Here is a 20382-nt window from a genome sequence, read left to right on the forward strand (position 1 = left end):
TCGGTCTTTTTCATTTATGCTTCGTTGGTCATCTCTCAAGATGCTCATGTACAAACGTACATTCCGCTCTTTCGTTCCTTCCGCCTTACCTAAATAAAAATTACCTTCGCAAACTTTATTTTCACTTTTCTTTTCAGAAAAATTACTTTAATCATCAGTTTAATTGTGCGTCTTCACACAACTATTTTTTGGTTACTCTTGTAATTAATATTTGCTTCCGCTTATATTTTTTACTTAGTTTTATTGTTTTTTTTGATGTTTTTCTCTCGTTTCAAACTTGTTCTTTTTAATTTATACTTCGTTGATCGTCTTCTCTGGTGCTCACATATTATTCATATGCTTTGCTCCTCGACTCCTCTCGCCTTGTCTAAATCAAAAATTACTTCGTTTGTTTTTTCCTATACAATTTTCAAAGTTCAGCGATTTACTTTTATTGGTGGAGATGAGGAGAGTCGAACTCCTGACCCCCTGCTTGCAAGGCAGGTGCTCTCCCATCTGAGCTACACCCCCACATCAGCAAATCTTTTATCCACTACTCAAATTCTCACTTGAGTAGCAATGAAACAGCATAAGTTCCTTGTTTCGAACATGCCTTTCTGGCGTTCAAACCAGAAAAGCGACATTGAAACAAAATGTATTACTTTACATTTTGTTTTCTGTCTCCTTAGAAAGGAGGTGATCCAGCCGCACCTTCCGATACGGCTACCTTGTTACGACTTCACCCTAGTCATTAATCCTACCTTAGGCGCCTGCCTCCAAATGGTTAGCTCAGCGACTTTGGGTATTATCAACTTCCATGGTGTGACGGGCGGTGTGTACAAGACCCGGGAACGCATTCACCGCGACGTTCTGATTCGCGATTACTAGCAACTCCGACTTCATGTAGGCGAGTTGCAGCCTACAATCCGAACTGGGATCGGTTTATTAGGTTTGGCTCCAGCTCACGCTTTCGCTTCCCTTTGTTCCGACCATTGTAGCACGTGTGTAGCCCAAGACATAAGGGGCATGATGATTTGACGTCATCCCCACCTTCCTCCGGTTTGTCACCGGCAGTCTCACTAGAGTGCCCATCTTTCATGCTGGCAACTAATGATAAGGGTTGCGCTCGTTGCGGGACTTAACCCAACATCTCACGACACGAGCTGACGACAACCATGCACCACCTGTCTCCCTTGCTTCCGAAGAAGAGAGCACATTTCTGCACTTGTCAAGGGGATGTCAAGCCTTGGTAAGGTTCTTCGCGTTGCTTCGAATTAAACCACATGCTCCGCTGCTTGTGCGGGTCCCCGTCAATTCCTTTGAGTTTCAGTCTTGCGACCGTACTCCCCAGGCGGAGTGCTTATTGCGTTAGCTCCGGCACTGACCTCTCGGCCAACACCTAGCACTCATCGTTTACGGCGTGGACTACCAGGGTATCTAATCCTGTTCGCTCCCCACGCTTTCGTGTCTCAGCGTCAGTTACAGTCCAGTAAGTCGCCTTCGCCACTGGTGTTCCTCCTAATATCTACGCATTTCACCGCTACACTAGGAATTCCACTTACCTCTCCTGCACTCAAGTTACGCAGTTTCAAATGCTTACGAGGGTTTAGCCCTCGCCTTTCACATCTGACATACGTTACCGCCTACTCACCCTTTACGCCCAGTAAATCCGGACAACGCTCGCCCCCTACGTATTACCGCGGCTGCTGGCACGTAGTTAGCCGGGGCTTCCTCCTTTGGTACCGTCATTTTTTTCTTCCCAAAGGACAGAGCTTTACGATCCGAAAACCTTCTTCGCTCACGCGGCGTCGCTGCATCAGGCTTGCGCCCATTGTGCAATATTCCCCACTGCTGCCTCCCGTAGGAGTTTGGACCGTGTCTCAGTTCCAATGTGGCCGTTCACCCTCTCAGGCCGGCTATTGATCGTCGCCTTGGTAAGCCGTTACCTTACCAACTAGCTAATCAAACGCGAGCTCATCTCGTACCGATAAATCTTTGACTTATTAATCATGTGATTATTAAGTGTTATATGGTATTAATCCCAGTTTCCCGAGGCTATCCCTTTGTACGAGGCAGATTGCTCACGCGTTACTCACCCGTCCGCCGCTAATACTCATCCCGAAGGATTTTCTTCGCTCGACTTGCATGTGTTAGGCACGCCGCCAGCGTTCGTCCTGAGCCAGGATCAAACTCTCGTTTAATATCTGTTCTCAAGCTTACGCTTGGCATTAACTCTCGTTAATTGTTGTTGTTGTTTTTACTGTTTTTGTTCTATTTCTTATACTCTTGCGAGTACTGAAATCAAAGGTTGTTCTTATGCTGTTTTATTGTCTAAGGTTCATTTTTCAATGCTTTGCTGTCTCTCAACAGCTTTATTAGTTTACCATCTCTGTCGAAGTTTGTCAAGAACTTTTTTATTTTTTCTTAACGACTTCGTATACTAATTTTTTTTGCTTGATTAGCTTATCACAAGTATTAACTCATGTCAAGCAGTTTTTATATTTAATATTGTTGTACTAAATGGTGCCCAAAGGCGGAATCGAACCACCGACACGGGGATTTTCAGTCCCCTGCTCTACCGACTGAGCTATCTGGGCATAAATATTAGATGGTGGGCCTTCAAGGATTCGAACCTTGGACCTACCGGTTATGAGCCGGGCGCTCTAACCAACTGAGCTAAAGGCCCAAAATATTTTACAATATTTTGGTTTAAACTATGGTGGGCCTGGATGGACTCGAACCATCGACCTCACGCTTATCAGGCGTGCGCTCTAACCACCTGAGCTACAAGCCCATAATTTGCATATATGGTCGGGGCGGCAGGATTTGAACCCGCGGCCCTCTGGTCCCAAACCAGATGCGCTACCAAACTGCGCTACGCCCCGACATATTATTTAATTGGCGGAGAGGGTGGGATTCGAACCCACGTGGGCTTGCACCCTAACGGTTTTCAAGACCGCCCCGTTATGACCGCTTCGGTACCTCTCCATATTGGTGATCCATCCGCGATTCGAACGCGGGACACCCTGATTAAAAGTCAGGTGCTCTGCCGGCTGAGCTAATGGATCATATATTTGATAAATTATATCATACACTAAAGTTGGTGACCCATCAGGGATTCGAACCCTGGACACCCTGATTAAGAGTCAGGTGCTCTACCAACTGAGCTAATGAGTCAAATAAAAACCTTATGTAACTCAAAAACAAAATTTATGGTGAACCAGAAGGGAGTCGAACCCCCGGCACACGGCTTAGAAGGCCGTTGCTCTATCCAGCTGAGCTACTGGTCCACAATATTTATAAATGGAGCTGGTGAAAGGACTTGAACCCTCAACCTACTGATTACAAGTCAGTTGCTCTACCAATTGAGCTACACCAGCATGTATCTTGTTTTTATTGAAAATGGCGACTTGGATGGGGTTCGAACCCACGACCTCCAGCGTGACAGGCTGGCATTCTAACCAACTGAACTACCAAGCCACATTCAATTTTGTAAAAATGGTGGAAACAATAGGGCTCGAACCTATGACCCCCTGCTTGTAAGGCAGATGCTCTCCCAACTGAGCTATGCTTCCATGTTTTTTATTTTGTAATGGTGACCCTACCGAGACTCGAACTCGGGTTACTTCCGTGAAAGGGAAGTGTCTTAACCGCTTGACCATAGGGCCTTTTATTTTGATAATTTATTTTGGTAGCGGCGAACGGATTTGAACCGCTGACACTGCGGGTATGAACCGCATGCTCTAGCCAACTGAGCTACGCCGCCAATTTATTTTGGTAGCGGGGACAGGATTCGAACCTATGACCTTCGGGTTATGAGCCCGACGAGCTTCCAGCTGCTCCACCCCGCGACAAATTAATTATAAATGGTACCGAAGACCAGACTTGAACTGGTACGTTCTTTAGGGAACGCAGGATTTTAAGTCCTGTGCGTCTGCCAATTCCGCCACTCCGGCATATTCATGGCTCCGAGGGTGGGGCTCGAACCCACGACCTACCGGTTAACAGCCGGTTGCTCCACCATTGAGCTACCTCGGAATATCAATCTGGCGATGTCTTACTTTCCCAGGCAGTCACCCACCAAGTATCATCAGCGCTAAAGAGCTTAACTTCCGTGTTCGGGATGGGAACGGGTGTGTCCTCTTTGCTATTATCACCAGATTAGTATAACTCGTAATTTAAAAATTACTTCGTTATATTGTATATTAAGTTATCATTAAATTGAAAGTTTGAACTTTCAAAATTGTACAGGAAAAACTTTTCGAGATTTGTCCGACTGCATCACAAATCTATTTACTCACTTACGTTCGTATAGATTTGGATTTCGCTGGATCTGACCTACCATCCATTTGATTCTCAAATGGGGTTAGGATCATTATTGGTCAAGACCTCGACCTATTAGTATCACTCAGCTGAATACATTGCTGCACTTACACCTGTGACCTATCTACCTGTTAGTCTTTCAGGGGTCTTACTTACTTACGTAATGGGAAATCTTATCTTAAGGTTTGTTTCGCGCTTAGATGCCTTCAGCGCTTATCAATTCCAGACTTAGCTACTCAGCCGTGCTCCTGGCGGAACAACTGATTCACCATAGGTCTGTCCATCCCGGTCCTCTCGTACTAAGGACAGCTCCCTTCAAATTTCCTACGCCCACGACGGATAGGGACCGAACTGTCTCACGACGTTCTGAACCCAGCTCGCGTGCCTCTTTAATGGGCGAACAGCCCAACCCTTGGGACCTGCTTCAGCCCCAGGATGAGACGAGCCGACATCGAGGTGCCAAACCTCCCCGTCGATGTGGACTCTTGGGGGAGATAAGCCTGTTATCCCCAGGGTAGCTTTTATCCGTTAAGCGATGGCCCTTCCATTCGGCGCCACCGGATCACTAAGTCCAACTTTCGTTCCTGCTCGACATGTACGTCTTGCAGTCAAGCTTCCTTCTGCCTTTACACTCTTCGCACGATTTCCGACCGTGCTGAGGAAACCTTTGAGCGCCTCCGTTACTCTTTCGGAGGCGACCGCCCCAGTCAAACTGCCCAACTGACAGTGTCCATATACTGGATCACAGTATCATGTTAGAAATTCAGTATCAATAGAGTGGTATCCCAACAGCGACTCCACACATACTGGCGTACATGTTTCTTAGTCTCCCACCTATCCTGTACAATTAATACCGAATTCCAATGTCAGCCTGCAGTAAAGCTCCATGGGGTCTTTCCGTCCTGCCGCGGGTAACTCGCATCTTCACGAGTACTACAATTTCACCGGATCTATTGTTGAGACAGTGCTCAAATCGTTACACCTTTCGTGCGGGTCGGAACTTACCCGACAAGGAATTTCGCTACCTTAGGACCGTTATAGTTACGGCCGCCGTTTACTGGGGCTTAAGTTCACTGCTTCACTTACGCTTACAGCTCCCCTTAACCTTCCAGCACCGGGCAGGTGTCAGCCCCTATACTTCATCTTTCGATTTAGCAGAGACCTGTGTTTTTGGTAAACAGTCGCTTGAGCCTGTTTTCTGTGGCCCACTAAAGCTCCGGTCGTTCGACTTTCACTTCCATGGGCACCCCTTCTCCCGAAGTTACGGGGTTATTTTGCCTAGTTCCTTAACAATAGTTCTTCCGCTCATCTTTGGATTCTCTCCTTGACTACCTGTGTCGGTTTACGGTACGGGCACCTTGATCTCGATAGTGGATTTTCTTGACAGCGTAGACTCAGTTACTTCACTACTTGTTTTCGCTCCCATTCGTATCTCAGGATTATTGAAGAAACGGATTTGCCTATCTCTTCTCCCTACTTACTTAGACGTACTATTCCATCAGTACGCTAACTTATCTTTCTGTGTCCCCACTTCTCTTTTAACGATCTTCGGTGGTACTGGAATTTCCACCAGTTATCCATCGCCTACGCCTTTTGGCCTCGGCTTAGGTCCCGACTTACCCTGAGTGGACGAGCCTTCCTCAGGAATCCTTAGTCTTTCGATGGGTGAGATTCTCACTCACCTTTCGCTACTCATGCCAGCATTCTCTCTTCTGTACAATCCACAGCCTCTTTCGATGGCGCTTCGACTCGTACAGAATGCTCCTCTACCGATTGTATTAATACAATCCCACAGCTTCGGTGATAGATTTTAGCCCCGGTAATCTTCGGCGCAGGTCCACTCGACCAGTGAGCTATTACGCACTCTTTGAAAGTGTGGCTGCTTCTAAGCCAACTTCCTGGTTGTCTGTGTAGTCCTACATCCTTTTCCACTTAATCTATCTTTGGGACCTTAGCTGGTGATCTGGGCTCTTTCCCTTTTGACTATGAAACTTATCTCACATAGTCTGACTCCCAACGCTAATTTTATGGTATTCGGAGTTTGATAAGTTTCGGTAACGTATAACGTCCCTTGACTATTCAGTGCTCTACCCCCATTAATCTTACGTTAAGGCTAGCCCTAAAGCTATTTCGAGGAGAACCAGCTATCTCCAGGTTCGATTGGAATTTCACCGCTATCCACAAGTCATCCCATAGCTTTTAAACGCTAACGGGTTCGGTCCTCCACCAGATTTTACTCTAGCTTCAACCTGCTCATGGATAGGTCACCTGGTTTCGGGTCTACGACATGCAACTTTCGCCCTATTAAGACTCGCTTTCGCTTCGGCTCCTAACCTCTCAGTTATTAACCTTGCTGCATATCGTAACTCGCTGGCCCGTTCTACAAAAAGTACGCGGTCACACTCGTAGTGCTCCCACTGCTTATAAGCATAGGGTTTCAGGTTCTTTTTCACTCCCCTCCCGGGGTTCTTTTCACCTTTCCCTCACGGTACTATTTCTCTATCGGTCACTAAGTAGTATTTAGCCTTGGGAGATGGTCCTCCCTGCTTCCCACCGGATTTCTCGTGTCCTGTGGTACTCTGGATCATATCTTGCTCTTTGACTTTTTCGTCTACGTGTCTATCACACTCTTTGGAGCTTCTTTCCAGAAGTCTTTGACTATCGTCTCGGATACTTTGTTGATATGTCCGCAACCCCATGCCGAAACATGGTTTGGGCTCTACCGATTTCGCTCGCCGCTACTTTCGGTATCGTTTTTTACTTTCTCTTCCTAAGGGTACTTAGATGTTTCAGTTCCCCTCGTTCCCCACGTATGACTATTTATTCATCATACGTTACATACGGTTCTCCATATGTGAGTTTCCTCATTCGGATATCTACGGATTAATACTTGTTTGCAGTTTCCCGTAGCTTTTCGCAGCTTACCACGTCCTTCATCGGCTCTTAGTGCCAAGGCATTCGCCCTACGCTCTTTATATCTTGACCTCTTTTGCTCGGCCTTTTTCATTTATGCTTCGTTGGTCGTTTCTCAAGATGCTCATGTACAGATGTACATTCCGCTCTTTCGTTCCTTCCGCCTTGCCTAAATAAAAATTACCTTCGCAATTTTTAATCATCAGTTTAATTGTGCGTCTTCACACAACTATTTTTTTGGTTACTCTTGTAATTAATATTTGCTTCCGCTTATATTTTTTACTTAGTTTTATTGTTTTTTTGATGTTTTTCTCGTTTGTTTTTTCCTATACAATTTTCAAAGTTCAGCTTGCTTTGAACATTTTGTTGCCAAAATTTTCTCTGCATTAGTCTTAATACTCAAATTCTCACTTGAGCATCAATGAAACAGCATAAGTTCCTTGTTTCGAACATGCTTTTCTGGCGTTCAAACCAGAAAAGCGACATTGAAACAAAATGTATTACTTTACATTTTGTTTTCTGTCTCCTTAGAAAGGAGGTGATCCAGCCGCACCTTCCGATACGGCTACCTTGTTACGACTTCACCCTAGTCATTAATCCTACCTTAGGCGCCTGCCTCCAAATGGTTAGCTCAGCGACTTTGGGTATTATCAACTTCCATGGTGTGACGGGCGGTGTGTACAAGACCCGGGAACGCATTCACCGCGACGTTCTGATTCGCGATTACTAGCAACTCCGACTTCATGTAGGCGAGTTGCAGCCTACAATCCGAACTGGGATCGGTTTATTAGGTTTGGCTCCAGCTCACGCTTTCGCTTCCCTTTGTTCCGACCATTGTAGCACGTGTGTAGCCCAAGACATAAGGGGCATGATGATTTGACGTCATCCCCACCTTCCTCCGGTTTGTCACCGGCAGTCTCACTAGAGTGCCCATCTTTCATGCTGGCAACTAATGATAAGGGTTGCGCTCGTTGCGGGACTTAACCCAACATCTCACGACACGAGCTGACGACAACCATGCACCACCTGTCTCCCTTGCTTCCGAAGAAGAGAGCACATTTCTGCACTTGTCAAGGGGATGTCAAGCCTTGGTAAGGTTCTTCGCGTTGCTTCGAATTAAACCACATGCTCCGCTGCTTGTGCGGGTCCCCGTCAATTCCTTTGAGTTTCAGTCTTGCGACCGTACTCCCCAGGCGGAGTGCTTATTGCGTTAGCTCCGGCACTGACCTCTCGGCCAACACCTAGCACTCATCGTTTACGGCGTGGACTACCAGGGTATCTAATCCTGTTCGCTCCCCACGCTTTCGTGTCTCAGCGTCAGTTACAGTCCAGTAAGTCGCCTTCGCCACTGGTGTTCCTCCTAATATCTACGCATTTCACCGCTACACTAGGAATTCCACTTACCTCTCCTGCACTCAAGTTACGCAGTTTCAAATGCTTACGAGGGTTTAGCCCTCGCCTTTCACATCTGACATACGTTACCGCCTACTCACCCTTTACGCCCAGTAAATCCGGACAACGCTCGCCCCCTACGTATTACCGCGGCTGCTGGCACGTAGTTAGCCGGGGCTTCCTCCTTTGGTACCGTCATTTTTTTCTTCCCAAAGGACAGAGCTTTACGATCCGAAAACCTTCTTCGCTCACGCGGCGTCGCTGCATCAGGCTTGCGCCCATTGTGCAATATTCCCCACTGCTGCCTCCCGTAGGAGTTTGGACCGTGTCTCAGTTCCAATGTGGCCGTTCACCCTCTCAGGCCGGCTATTGATCGTCGCCTTGGTAAGCCATTACCTTACCAACTAGCTAATCAAACGCGAGCTCATCTCGTACCGATAAATCTTTGACTTATTAATCATGTGATCAATAAGTGTTATATGGTATTAATCCCAGTTTCCCGAGGCTATCCCTTTGTACGAGGCAGATTGCTCACGCGTTACTCACCCGTCCGCCGCTAATACTCGTCCCGAAAGACTTTCTTCGCTCGACTTGCATGTGTTAGGCACGCCGCCAGCGTTCGTCCTGAGCCAGGATCAAACTCTCGTTTAATATCTGTTCTCAAGCTTACGCTTGGCACTAACTCTCGTTAGTTGTTGTTGTTGTTACTGTTTTTTGTTCTATTTCTTATACTCTTGCGAGTACTGAAATCAAAGGTTGTTCTTATGCTGTTTTATTGTCTAAGGTGCGAACAAATTTCGTCAAAAATTTTAAGTCAATTTGCACTTCGCAACGGCGTTAGCCATGTTGCGGGTTCTTATAAATTATCTTTTTTAGCACTTTCTGCGTTACTTTCATTTTCCAGTGCTCGTGTATTCTTTATACACTGTGCGCTTCAAATTTCAGTTGCCTTAAAATTATCTAAAAAATATTAATTTATATTCATTTTTCAATGCTTTGCTGTCTCTCAACAGCTTTATTAGTTTACCATCTCTGTCGAAGTTTGTCAAGAACTTTTTTAAATTATTTATTTTTACATTATAACTTATTTTTCTCTTTTCGACAGCTATAATAGCTTATCATATTTTGTTTTATCTGTCAACACTTATTTTAATTTTTTATTTAACTGAAATTAATTTTTTTTGACAGCTTTAGTAGTATAACAAAAACAGATTATTTTGTCAACACTATTTTTAAATAATGTTAATTTCTCAAATATATATAATAGTTACGACTTACTTAATTTATCATATTTTTATTTGTATGTCAAGGATTTTTAAGTTTTAAAATGAAATAACATGCTTAGATTTTATTTAAAAATCCTAACATTATATAAACAAAACGCATACTATTATGAAGAATTTTTTTCATATAGTATGCGCTTATATATTCTATTCTAAACTTTGCCACATTTCTTCTGTACCAAAATTAAAAGCCCAAACACCTTTTCCTACTAAATTATATTTCTTTACTATTTCCATTCTATTACTAAGAGACGTTTCATCTTCATTCCATACTCTACACCTAACGCCATCAATCATCTTTTCACCATAGTTTTGACCTGTTGTTACATCATATGATAACTCAATACCTAATTCATCTAGCAATTTTTCTGCTGTACTTATTTTAAGAGATGTTGATTTTACAACAAGTGCATCATCTTCCATTGATTCTTCCCATAGTCTCGTATAAAAAGGAACTGCTAATATTACCTTTCCATCATTAACACTTTCAAGTAAATTTTCAACACCATATTCAATCCATGGTATTGAACCAACTGAACCAGATACTCCACTTACATTTTGATCGTATGCCATTAGTACCACATAATCTGAATATTCTCCTATTGCTTTTCTATCTAAAAACATCGACCAAGTTTCAGAACTTGAAAGTACCGCAACATCTACAGATAATGTAATCTTTTCAGTTAAGCACTTGCAATACAGTTCTTTTATAAAAGCACTATATACATCTTTGTCTTTTAGATATACATTTTCGAAATCGATATTTATACCATTATATCCTTTTTCTTTTGTTATCTGTATTACTTTATCAACAATTTTACTTCTTTTATATGCATTGTTTAATAACTTACTTGTAAGTTCTTTATCGAAGTTATTATTAAATGTTGCCCACAGTTTTTTCCCTGTACTTTGTACATAACTTGTATATTCAACATTTGAATAATCTAAAAAGTAGTCTTCATTATCAACTAACTCATACCATGTTGGTGCCAATACATCTATAACTTGTGGAATATCAAATTCCACAAAATTACTTATTTTTTTATTTACCAAATCCCAAGACATAGTAATGCTTTCTTTTCTATGTGGTTTTGTGTATGTTGTTTCTTCAATAGTAATATATGGTACAATGTTTTTCTTTAATACATACCCTATATTTCCATTAGTATTTCTGCATAATAACATATTTGATATTTGCTTATCATATATATAGAATATATCATTTCTTTTAATAGTATATTCTTCTGAATTATCAGAGCTTGTCCAAAATTTCAGCGATGTTTTAATTTTAGCTCTATATTGTTTTTCAATATTACTTATTATAATATTCTTTGAATTGTTATCAACAAACATGCTATTTATTAAGTTGTTTTTCAAGAAAGTAGCATTAAGATATAATGTATCGTTAAAAACCTTCAACACATCCTCAGTTAAATATAAACAATCTATATATGTTGCATTGTCATTATTATAACTAATAGTAATATTATTATAATTTTTAAATATTGATAACTTGTTATAATCCTTGTCCCAATGTAAATCAAGTAAATCATTTGCTTTAATGCAATCCATAGATATATACATTTTGTCATCACTTAATAGTAAATCATCATAATTATATATTCCATTTTCAATATATAGGTTTGCTTGTTGTATAATTTCATTGTCATTTATAGAATTTATTATAAAAACTACTCCTAGAATTATTAGAATACTCAATACTATTAAAATAAATATCTTTGATTTTCTCATAAAACACCTTCTCTCAAATATTTACTATTGTATCATTTTCTTTAATTCTAAAGCTACTTCATCTTTTGAGTTGATTTTAAGTGCATGTTCTATATCTTTTTTTGCTTTATCTTTCTCTCCATTATATATATATGCAGCTGCCCTATTGCATAGGAATTCACCATTTTTTGGTTCTAATGCAAGAGCGGCTGTAAAGGCTTCTTCAGCACCCTTATATTTTTCTAAGCACATTCTACAAAGTCCTAATTCATTAAGTGCGTGTATTTGTCCTTCATTTAGTTGTAAAACATTTTCAAAGTATCGTTGAGCTATTTCATATTCTTCCAAGCTTCTATATGCAAGACCTATAAAAAATAATAAATTCCACCAATTATTATAAACCTTCACTATAGGTAGTAATATATCAAGTCCTCTTTGTGGTTCTCCATCTAAAACATAGTTATAGCCCGTTTCATATTGAACATATACCTCTAGATTCTCTAATTCTTCTCTAACTTCTTCAATTCTATTAGAATCATCATCATACTCTAATTGTTTTTCCCAATATAATTTAGCTTTTAAATAATGTTGATTAGTCTTATAATAAAATCCTAATTTATAATAAGAAAGAGCAAACTTATTATTATAATCTAATGATTTTTCAAAATATTTCAATGATTCACTCATATAATAGTTTGCACCATCTAATTCTTTATTTAATAAATAAACTGATTTACGTTCTAAGCATGAAGCATAGACAAAGCAATTCTTATCATTTTCATTAATATTTATTAAAAATTTTCCATATACAACTACATCATCAACCTTTTTATCATCAAATTGATTTATGCAATATATAACATAAGGTTCTATTTCAAAATTTAATGTTTTCAATATATTTAAATAAACTTCTTTATACTCAAATTCAAAGTTTGTACCTAATAAAAATATTATACCATCAACTATATTGTTAAGCATTACTCCATCATACTCGTCTTGTTTTTGTATATCCTCAATCAACGAGTTTATTCTTATAGGCACAGGTAGTTCCTTATCTGTTGTGTAAGAATTTTTACCAAGGGTAATTTTAGCACCTTTTTTTAATGTTATAAATGATATATCATCTTTTTTTCTATCAAAGAAATCTATAAAATATTTTTCGGATTTTTTCATTAGTTTTCCTCTCTTTTACTCTCTAAAATTTTATTTGCAAATTCGGTTATATCGTACGTTTTACATCTTTCAAATATATTATCTTTGTCTTTATACACGAATAAAATGATATTCTCTGCAATTTTAAGTATTCTAAAGTTATTCAATATCTTAGTTGTATTATCTGTAATATTAAAATACTTTTCTCTGAATTGTTTGTTTTTTGCTATTTCTCTTTTCAGCGGTCTTAAGTCTTCTTCTAATCTATTGTCAAATATATTAATTAATTCTTCTCTATGGTTACTACAAACAAAATCAATTAATAAATTATTAACTAATTTATCTGTTAGCTTATTTTCATGTTTGATAAAATTATATAAAATTTCATATAGCTTTTTTCTATTGTGTGATGCTTTGTATAAATTGTTTTCTTTCCAATAATGTCTAAATTCATCATAAAAGCAAAATGCATCATTATTATAAAAATCTTTAATGATAAACTCTAATGATAAATCAAAATATTTTTCATTATAATATTTATCTAGAAGTTCTTCTATATTTTTTAATCTAAGTATTTCTTCATAACTAAGGTACTTGTTTTTAATTATTTCATAAGGTGCCTTTATGTTATATTTAATATCGTGTTTTTCAATATCAGCATATATCTTTGTACCTCTTAAAACTTTTAAAAATCCTAATTGCAATTTTTCTGCATATAAATTATGAATTCTATTAAATGAAATTGTAAATGAATTATAGTCTTCATAAGGTAATCCAGCAATTAAATCTAAATGCATATGCATATTGTTATTTGTTTTTATTCCATCTACTACATGTATTAACTTATCTATATTAGTTTTTCTATTTATCTCATCTAAAGTATTTTCATTTAAACTTTGTACACCTATTTCTAATTGAAACATGTTTGTTGGCATTGTCCCTAAGAACTCTAAAAATTCATCATTAATTATATCTGCAGTAATTTCAAAATGTATCGATGAATTATTTTTATTGTTATCCTTAATAAATTTCATAATTTCCATTGCTCTTTTATAATCAGCATTGAAAGTTCTATCAACAAATTTAATTTGTCTAGCTTTTGCATTTAATATATATAATAAGTCACTTTTAACCCTATCCATAGAAAAAACTCTAACAGATTTATCTATAGATGACATACAGAAACTACATCTAAATGGGCATCCTCTTGATGATTCATAATAAACAATTTTATCCTCGTATGTTTCATCGCTATTATATGGTGATATTAAAGCGTCTAAATTTGTTAACATTTCCCTAGGTTTATTAACAATTATTTGATTACTTTTTCTAAATGCTAAACCTTTTACCGTTGAAAAGTCCTTTTTAGCCTCATAAACGTTTAAAAAATCGTGAAAACTAATTTCACCTTCTCCGTATATTACGAAGTCAATAAGATTATTTTCCTTCATTTGCTTTTCAACCTCAAAAGATATTTCAGGTCCACCTAATAAAATTTTAAGTTCTGGTTTTGCAGTTTTTAATATATAAACTATTTGATTTACATATTCAATATTCCATATATAACATGAAAAACAAATTAAGCTTGAATGTGTGTTTATAATTTCATCTGTGATATATTCTATTTTTTGATTAATAGTAAACTCTTTTATATCAATATCGAAATCACTTTTACAATAGTTTTTTATATATCTTAATGCAAGATTTGAATGTATAAATTTAGAGTCTATTGACACTAACAATGTTTTCATAACTTCACCTTTATATTTCCTGTCTTTGTTTTCATAATTAATTCATTACCATCTCTATTAATAACGCTACATTTTCCCAGAATCGGATGTTTAAAATGATCATTTTTCAAATATCTATCTAATTTAATAGCTTCATTAACATTAAATTTAAGTTTGGTAGGGTCAAGAATTCCTTTTCTTAACTTCAATAAGTATATACTGAAATTCTTTATCAATAAATCATTTTCTTGGCTAATACTTGATTTTATGACTGTTCCATCTAATATTAGATTAACTAAGTCCAATATTGATTCATCACACATATCATTAATGTTGTTCTTTATTAGATATGAAATTCTTTCTTTTTCAAAATTAATTATATAATTACTTTTTACTACAATGTTAAAATTATCCTTGTAAAAACTTTTTATTGAAAAATCTATTATTCTTTTTTTAGTTATTTCGTAAATACTATCTAAATTTATTGTATTATTGTTCATATAATCAAAGATAATTGAAGATAAGACAAGAGCATTGAGAATAGTATTTTTACTATAAGTGAAATACACAGCACAATTCAATACTTGATTAATCACCGTTTCCCATTGGGTATTAGAAATTATAATTGGAATTATTTTATATTGTATTAATTTGTCCTCTGCAGTACAGGGATTGTTTCCTTTTAGAATATTTTCTACAACTGTATCTTGACCATTTACATAGTATTTGAGTGTCTCTATTTCATGCTTATATCTCATTGTGTTGAATTCACAACCAAGTTTATTTTCATAGGGAATCATACTCCTTAATGACATAACAAATAGTTGATAATTCAGCTTTCCAAAATTACCTTCTAAGCTATTTGCATAACAATTGTACAAAAGATTGTATATCTTTTTTTCCATAATGTTCTCCAAAAATTAATAAAGCTGATATTTCTATCAGCTTCATTATACACTTAATTATCAAAATTTACAAATTGTTCTTTAAACTCTTCACTATACTGCAATGTATCTACCGAATAAGTACTCATACCTAATTCTTCATATGGGGATCTCTTAGCTTCAATATAATTTTCTAAGCCTTTTGTTCCTCTATTATATGCTGTCAGAATTTTGTGCTTATCACCATTATATAATTTTTTAAGATATGATAAATGTTCAATTGCAAGATCAATATTAGTTACTGGATCATATATAATCTTTTGACTATATTCATATCCTAACTGAGTCGAATAATGTCTTGCTGTTTTCTCCATTAATTGTGCTAATCCCATTTCTCCAGAACTTCCTGTCGAACTTGGATTGAATCCACTTTCTTTTTTTAATAAACCAAGTAGTAAAAATATATCAATATCTTTCTCTTTGCATTTATTAATCATAAAATTACACTCATTGTACTTTAGTCCGGTTTCTACATTTACAAAGACTAAAAGTTGGTTTTCAATTACCTTTATTGGTGTTATTAATTCTTTTGTGTTTAATATTTTCTCAACAGCTATATTGCTAAATACTTCTTGTTCTTCTTTTATTTCAGCATCAACTACAGTGCTTAGCTTGAATAAAAACACATAAGAAACAAAACATATAAACACCGATAAACATATAAATTGTTTTATATTTCTGCTTTCCATTTTTTCTCCTATTCTTAATTTAAATTAATTTAAGCACAGGTTGTATTATATTTAACCTTATTTGGAAAGTCAAGGGATAATTTGTTACATATTCATAACAACTTTAATATTTACTACCTTTTTACATTTTTTCAGGTGCTTCTATTCCTAAAAGTCCTAATGCAGTTTTTAATGTAGTATTCACAATTTTAGTTAATAAAAGTCTTGATTTTTTAATGCTATCGTCTTCCACTATTATAGGGCATTCATGATAAAATCTATTGAAATCCTGTGCTAGATTTACTACATACCTTGTTATAAAATAAGGTTCGTTCTTGTCATGTGCACTTAAAACTGCATTTTTAAATCCGTCTAGTCTTTTTATAACATTAAATGATACTTTATCTGTTAATAAACTAAAGTCTACATCTTCTATTATATCCATATTAGCTTTTTTTAATACACTGCATGTTCTTGCATAAGTGTATTGAACATATGGTCCTGTCTCTCCTTCGAAACTCAATGTTTTTTCCCATGAGAACATATAATCCTTAATTCTTGTATTAAACAATTCCTGGAATATTACTGCACCAATTCCAACCTGTTTTGCAACAATTTCTTTATTTGGAAGGTTAGAATTTTTTTCTTCGATTATGTCTTTTGTTTTATCAATAGCTTTTTTAAGAACATCCTCTAAATATACTACCCTTCCATTACGAGTAGATAATGAACCTTCCTCCAAGCTAACAGTTCCGAACATTACATGTATACAATCTTTTGCCCATTCATATCCCATAAGATCAAGAACTTTTCTCCATTGGTCAAAGTGAAGTTTTTGAGGTGCACCAACTACATATATATTTTTATAAAAATCATATGTTTTCTTTCTATATATTGCCGCAGCCATATCACGAGTTGCATATAATGTTGAACCATCACTTTTCATTATAACTGCATCAGTAAGTCCATAATCTCCAAGCTCAACTATTTGTGCTCCCTGTGATTCCTTTAACAGGTTCTTATCTTTTAATTCTTGAACTACTGCTGGCATCTTGTCTGAATAAAAGCTTTCCCCTGCTAATGAATCAAACTTTATACCAAACATATCATAAACTCTGTTAAATTCATTTAAACTTACTTCTCTCATCCAAGTCCAAAGTTGTACTGCTTCATCATTATCATGTTCAAGCTCTTTAAACCAGTATCTTGCTTCTTCTCTTAATTCTTCATTTTCTTCTGACTCTTTATTAAATCTCACATATAGCTTTAATAATTCTGGTATTGGATTTGCTTCTATTTCTTCTTTGTTTCCCCATTTTTTATAAGCTGATATTAACATTCCAAATTGAGTTCCATAATCTCCCAAGTGATTTATTGCTACTGTATCATATCCTAGATATGTATATATTTTATATAATGAATGACCAATAACAGTTGAACGTATATGACCAATATGAAATGGTTTTGCTATATTAGGCGATGAAAATTCAACTATAACCTTTTTATTATTTCCAATATTACTGCTTCCAAATTTATCTTTTTGATTACATGCCTGTTTAAGAATATTTTCTGCATAATGATCTTTATCTACAAAGAAATTTACATATGGACCAATATTTATTATGTTTTCAAAATCATCAGTTTTTTCTATGCTGTTAACTACATCCTGTGCTATCATTTGTGGTGCCTTTTTATATTTTTTTGCGAATTTAAAGCACGGTACTGCATAATCACCTAAATCCTGATTAGATGGTATTTCAATCATTTGCATTGCCTCATTAATTGTCAATTCATTGTCAAAATTATTAAATATTTCTGCAACTTTTTGCTTAAAGTCCATTTTTTACCTCCACTATTGTTAAAAATTTATATTATTTAAACGATACTATTGTTACTCCATCTCCGCCTTCATTAAACTTACCTATTCTGAATTCTTTAACGTGTTTATAAGTTTTTAAATATTTCTTAATTCCTTCTCTTAATATACCTGTTCCTTTTCCGTGTATCAATTGCACTTCATTTAATCCTGACATAAATGCATCATCTAAATATTTATCTATATCCATAAGTGCTTCTTCTAAATTTTTTCCTCTTAAATCTATTGAAGGTTTCACACTTTTTGTCCTAAGCTTTAACATTTTTCCAGTCTTGATTGTTTGTTGTTTTTCTTCATCGGACTTAGTTTTAACTAAATCGATAAGTTTAACCTTCATTTTTAATAATCCTATTTGTACAGTGGCACATTTACTATTGTCTATATTAATAACATATCCCTTTTGATTTAAGGTTCTTACTAATACATAATCCCCATTTTTAATAACTTTATCAACGACTTCATCTTCATCATCATCTATATCTACTATCATATTGTCAAATAATGCGTCGTCAATGCTTTTGAGCTTATTATTTAAATTTTGTCTTAGTTCATATGCTTTTCTACTTCTTTCAGCATCCATATCAAGATTTAATTGTTTTAAATCCTTAATTATTTCTGTAGTTTCTTTTTTTGCTGTATCAAGTATTTTTCTAGCTTCATAGTTAGCTTCATTTATAATTTTATCATTTTTTTCCTTAATTTTTCTTTCCTTTGCAAGAACATCCTTTGTGATTTTTTCTTGCTCAAGCTTCAAATTATCTATTTCAATTCTTTTTAACTCAATATATTTTCTATCGCTATCAATTTTATTTAATACATCTTCAAAAGCTACTGTATCTTTTTTTATCATAGCCTTTGCTTTGTCAATTATATTGTCACCTAATCCTATTTTTTTTGATATAGCAAATGCATTTGATTTACCTGGTATTCCAATCAATACTTTGTATGTTGGACTTAGTGTTTCAATACTAAATTCTACACTACCATTGCATACCCCTTCATTGGTTAATGCATATAATTTTAATTCACTATAGTGTGTTGTTGCTGCTGTTACTATTTTTCTTTCTCTAAGAGTATCCAATATACTCATAGCAAGTGCTGCTCCTTCATCGGGATCGGTACCAGCTCCTAGTTCATCAAACAACACAAATGAACGATTTGTTACTTCATTCATTATTTTTACAATATTGGTCATATGTGATGAAAATGTACTTAAAGATTGCTCTATACTTTGTTCATCACCTATATCTGCATAAACAGCATCAAATGTTGATAAGATTGTACCATAGTCAGCAGGAACATGCAGTCCTGCCATCGCCATCAATGTAAATAATCCTAAGGTTTTTAAAGTTACTGTTTTACCACCAGTATTAGGACCTGTAATGATTAATTGAGTAAATTCATTACCAACCCAAACATTAGTAGGTACTATTGTGTTTTTATCAATAAGAGGGTGTCTACCATTTTTTATTCTTATATTTCCCTTGTCATTTAACTCAGGCATTATGGCATTTATACTTATTGCGTAACCACCTTTTGCAAATATATAATCTAAATCTGTTAGTATTTCCTTATTTAATTTAATCGGACCTTCTATTTCAGCAATCATTGCACTAAGATTGTATAGTATTCTTTCAATCTCTTTCTTTTCTTCTATTTTTAAAGTTGCAAGTACATTATTCATTTCAACTATCGCAATAGGTTCTACAAACAATGTTGCGCCAGTTGAAGACTGGTCATGCACCATACCTTTTACCATTGATTTATATTCTGATCTTACCGGTAATACATATCTATCATTACGAATTGTAACAATATTATCTTGTAAATACTTTTGAGTATCTACTGAATTAACCATAGAATTTATTTTATTTTTAATTTGTGCTTTTTTTGTAACAATTTCTCTTCTTATTCTTTTTAATTGAGGGCTTGCATCATCAGCAACTTCTTCTTCAGATATTATTGCAAAATATATTTCATCCTCTATGTTTCTATCTGTAAATATATTTTCTGCATACTCATCAATAATTTTATATACTCTTTCATCTTTTCTGTTCAACTGAATATAATTTTTAAGTTGCCTTGCAACTCTAAGAGTATCCGCACATCTTAATAGTCCTGCAATTGAAATACAACCACCAAGTGCAGCATGTCTTGCATAACCTGTAATGTCTTTTGCTCCACCAAAAGAGGGATTCCCTTTTTCCATAATCATTGAAAAAGCTTCTTTTGTTTCAAGTTGCATATTTTTAACTTCTTCTAAATCACTTATTGCATCTATTTTTCTTACTTTTTCTTTCCCAAACTCTGTTTGAGCAAAGCTTTCTACTTTATCTATAATTTTACGAAATTCTAAAACATTTTTTGACTTCTGTTTCATTACTCTCATCC

Annotated in this window: 7 protein-coding genes, 17 tRNA genes and 4 rRNA genes; all 28 read right to left on the reverse strand. The window is 36.0% G+C overall.

Going from position 1 to position 20382, the window contains the following annotated elements; all coding sequences use genetic code 11:
* Positions 1-434 precede the first annotated feature (434 nt).
* A tRNA-Ala gene (locus tag JYG23_RS06975) sits at positions 435-510 on the reverse strand.
* 158 nt (positions 511-668) lie between these two features.
* A 16S ribosomal RNA gene (locus JYG23_RS06980) occupies positions 669-2180 on the reverse strand.
* A gap of 320 nt (positions 2181-2500) precedes the next feature.
* Positions 2501-2576 (reverse strand) — tRNA-Phe (locus tag JYG23_RS06985).
* A gap of 12 nt (positions 2577-2588) precedes the next feature.
* A tRNA-Ile gene (locus JYG23_RS06990) sits at positions 2589-2665 on the reverse strand.
* Positions 2666-2696: 31 nt separating this feature from the next.
* Positions 2697-2773: transfer RNA gene (locus JYG23_RS06995), tRNA-Ile, on the reverse strand.
* Positions 2774-2787: 14 nt separating this feature from the next.
* Positions 2788-2864, reverse strand: a tRNA-Pro gene (locus JYG23_RS07000).
* A gap of 14 nt (positions 2865-2878) precedes the next feature.
* A tRNA-Ser gene (locus JYG23_RS07005) sits at positions 2879-2967 on the reverse strand.
* Between the two features lie 4 nt (positions 2968-2971).
* A tRNA-Lys gene (locus JYG23_RS07010) sits at positions 2972-3047 on the reverse strand.
* A 33-nt stretch (positions 3048-3080) separates the two neighbouring features.
* Positions 3081-3156 (reverse strand) — tRNA-Lys (locus JYG23_RS07015).
* A gap of 36 nt (positions 3157-3192) precedes the next feature.
* Positions 3193-3269, reverse strand: a tRNA-Arg gene (locus tag JYG23_RS07020).
* A gap of 14 nt (positions 3270-3283) precedes the next feature.
* Positions 3284-3359 (reverse strand) — tRNA-Thr (locus JYG23_RS07025).
* Between the two features lie 23 nt (positions 3360-3382).
* Positions 3383-3459 (reverse strand) — tRNA-Asp (locus tag JYG23_RS07030).
* Between the two features lie 19 nt (positions 3460-3478).
* Positions 3479-3554, reverse strand: a tRNA-Val gene (locus tag JYG23_RS07035).
* An 18-nt stretch (positions 3555-3572) separates the two neighbouring features.
* Positions 3573-3647 (reverse strand) — tRNA-Glu (locus JYG23_RS07040).
* Positions 3648-3668: 21 nt separating this feature from the next.
* Positions 3669-3745 (reverse strand) — tRNA-Met (locus tag JYG23_RS07045).
* Between the two features lie 9 nt (positions 3746-3754).
* Positions 3755-3830: transfer RNA gene (locus JYG23_RS07050), tRNA-Met, on the reverse strand.
* Between the two features lie 16 nt (positions 3831-3846).
* Positions 3847-3935: transfer RNA gene (locus JYG23_RS07055), tRNA-Leu, on the reverse strand.
* Positions 3936-3942: 7 nt separating this feature from the next.
* Positions 3943-4017: transfer RNA gene (locus JYG23_RS07060), tRNA-Asn, on the reverse strand.
* A 6-nt stretch (positions 4018-4023) separates the two neighbouring features.
* Positions 4024-4140 (reverse strand): 5S ribosomal RNA (gene rrf / locus JYG23_RS07065).
* 217 nt (positions 4141-4357) lie between these two features.
* A 23S ribosomal RNA gene (locus JYG23_RS07070) occupies positions 4358-7287 on the reverse strand.
* 459 nt (positions 7288-7746) lie between these two features.
* A 16S ribosomal RNA gene (locus tag JYG23_RS07075) occupies positions 7747-9258 on the reverse strand.
* Together the 16S, 23S and 5S rRNA genes with 17 tRNA genes alongside form the textbook arrangement of a ribosomal RNA operon.
* 779 nt (positions 9259-10037) lie before the next feature.
* Positions 10038-11642: a glycosyl hydrolase family 18 protein gene (locus JYG23_RS07080; RefSeq protein ID WP_207237742.1), complete on the reverse strand. Its 1605-nt coding sequence runs from the start codon at positions 11640-11642 to the stop codon at positions 10038-10040.
* Between the two features lie 24 nt (positions 11643-11666).
* Complete coding sequence (locus JYG23_RS07085; RefSeq protein WP_207237743.1) at positions 11667-12794, reverse strand: tetratricopeptide repeat protein; 1128 nt, start codon at positions 12792-12794, stop codon at positions 11667-11669.
* A complete protein-coding gene (locus JYG23_RS07090; protein ID WP_207237744.1) occupies positions 12794-14524 on the reverse strand; it encodes a B12-binding domain-containing radical SAM protein in 1731 nt (576 codons plus the stop codon). The genes JYG23_RS07085 and JYG23_RS07090 overlap by 1 nt, the downstream gene beginning before the upstream one ends.
* Entirely contained in the window at positions 14521-15408 is an 888-nt protein-coding gene (locus tag JYG23_RS07095) for a hypothetical protein (RefSeq protein ID WP_207237745.1), read from the reverse strand. The genes JYG23_RS07090 and JYG23_RS07095 overlap by 4 nt, the downstream gene beginning before the upstream one ends.
* A 53-nt stretch (positions 15409-15461) precedes the next feature.
* Entirely contained in the window at positions 15462-16136 is a 675-nt protein-coding gene (locus tag JYG23_RS07100; RefSeq protein ID WP_207237746.1) for a lytic transglycosylase domain-containing protein, read from the reverse strand.
* 121 nt (positions 16137-16257) lie between these two features.
* Positions 16258-17955 (reverse strand): arginine--tRNA ligase, encoded by a 1698-nt coding sequence (gene argS, locus JYG23_RS07105; RefSeq protein WP_207237747.1) that lies wholly within the window; start codon positions 17953-17955, stop codon positions 16258-16260.
* A gap of 31 nt (positions 17956-17986) precedes the next feature.
* Complete coding sequence (locus JYG23_RS07110) at positions 17987-20371, reverse strand: endonuclease MutS2 (RefSeq protein WP_207237748.1); 2385 nt, start codon at positions 20369-20371, stop codon at positions 17987-17989.
* Positions 20372-20382 lie beyond the last annotated feature (11 nt).

This window comes from Sedimentibacter sp. zth1, assembly GCF_017352195.1.
In the GTDB taxonomy this organism is placed as follows: Bacteria; Bacillota; Clostridia; order Tissierellales; family Sedimentibacteraceae; genus UBA1535.

Coding starts and splice junctions, on each gene's coding strand:
- JYG23_RS07080 (WP_207237742.1), bottom strand. CDS start 11,642: ATGAGAAAATCAAAGATATTTATTTTAATAGTATTGAGTATTCTAATA.
- JYG23_RS07085 (WP_207237743.1), bottom strand. CDS start 12,794: ATGAAAAAATCCGAAAAATATTTTATAGATTTCTTTGATAGAAAAAAA.
- JYG23_RS07090 (WP_207237744.1), bottom strand. CDS start 14,524: ATGAAAACATTGTTAGTGTCAATAGACTCTAAATTTATACATTCAAAT.
- JYG23_RS07095 (WP_207237745.1), bottom strand. CDS start 15,408: ATGGAAAAAAAGATATACAATCTTTTGTACAATTGTTATGCAAATAGC.
- JYG23_RS07100 (WP_207237746.1), bottom strand. CDS start 16,136: ATGGAAAGCAGAAATATAAAACAATTTATATGTTTATCGGTGTTTATA.
- argS (WP_207237747.1), bottom strand. CDS start 17,955: ATGGACTTTAAGCAAAAAGTTGCAGAAATATTTAATAATTTTGACAAT.
- JYG23_RS07110 (WP_207237748.1), bottom strand. CDS start 20,371: ATGAAACAGAAGTCAAAAAATGTTTTAGAATTTCGTAAAATTATAGAT.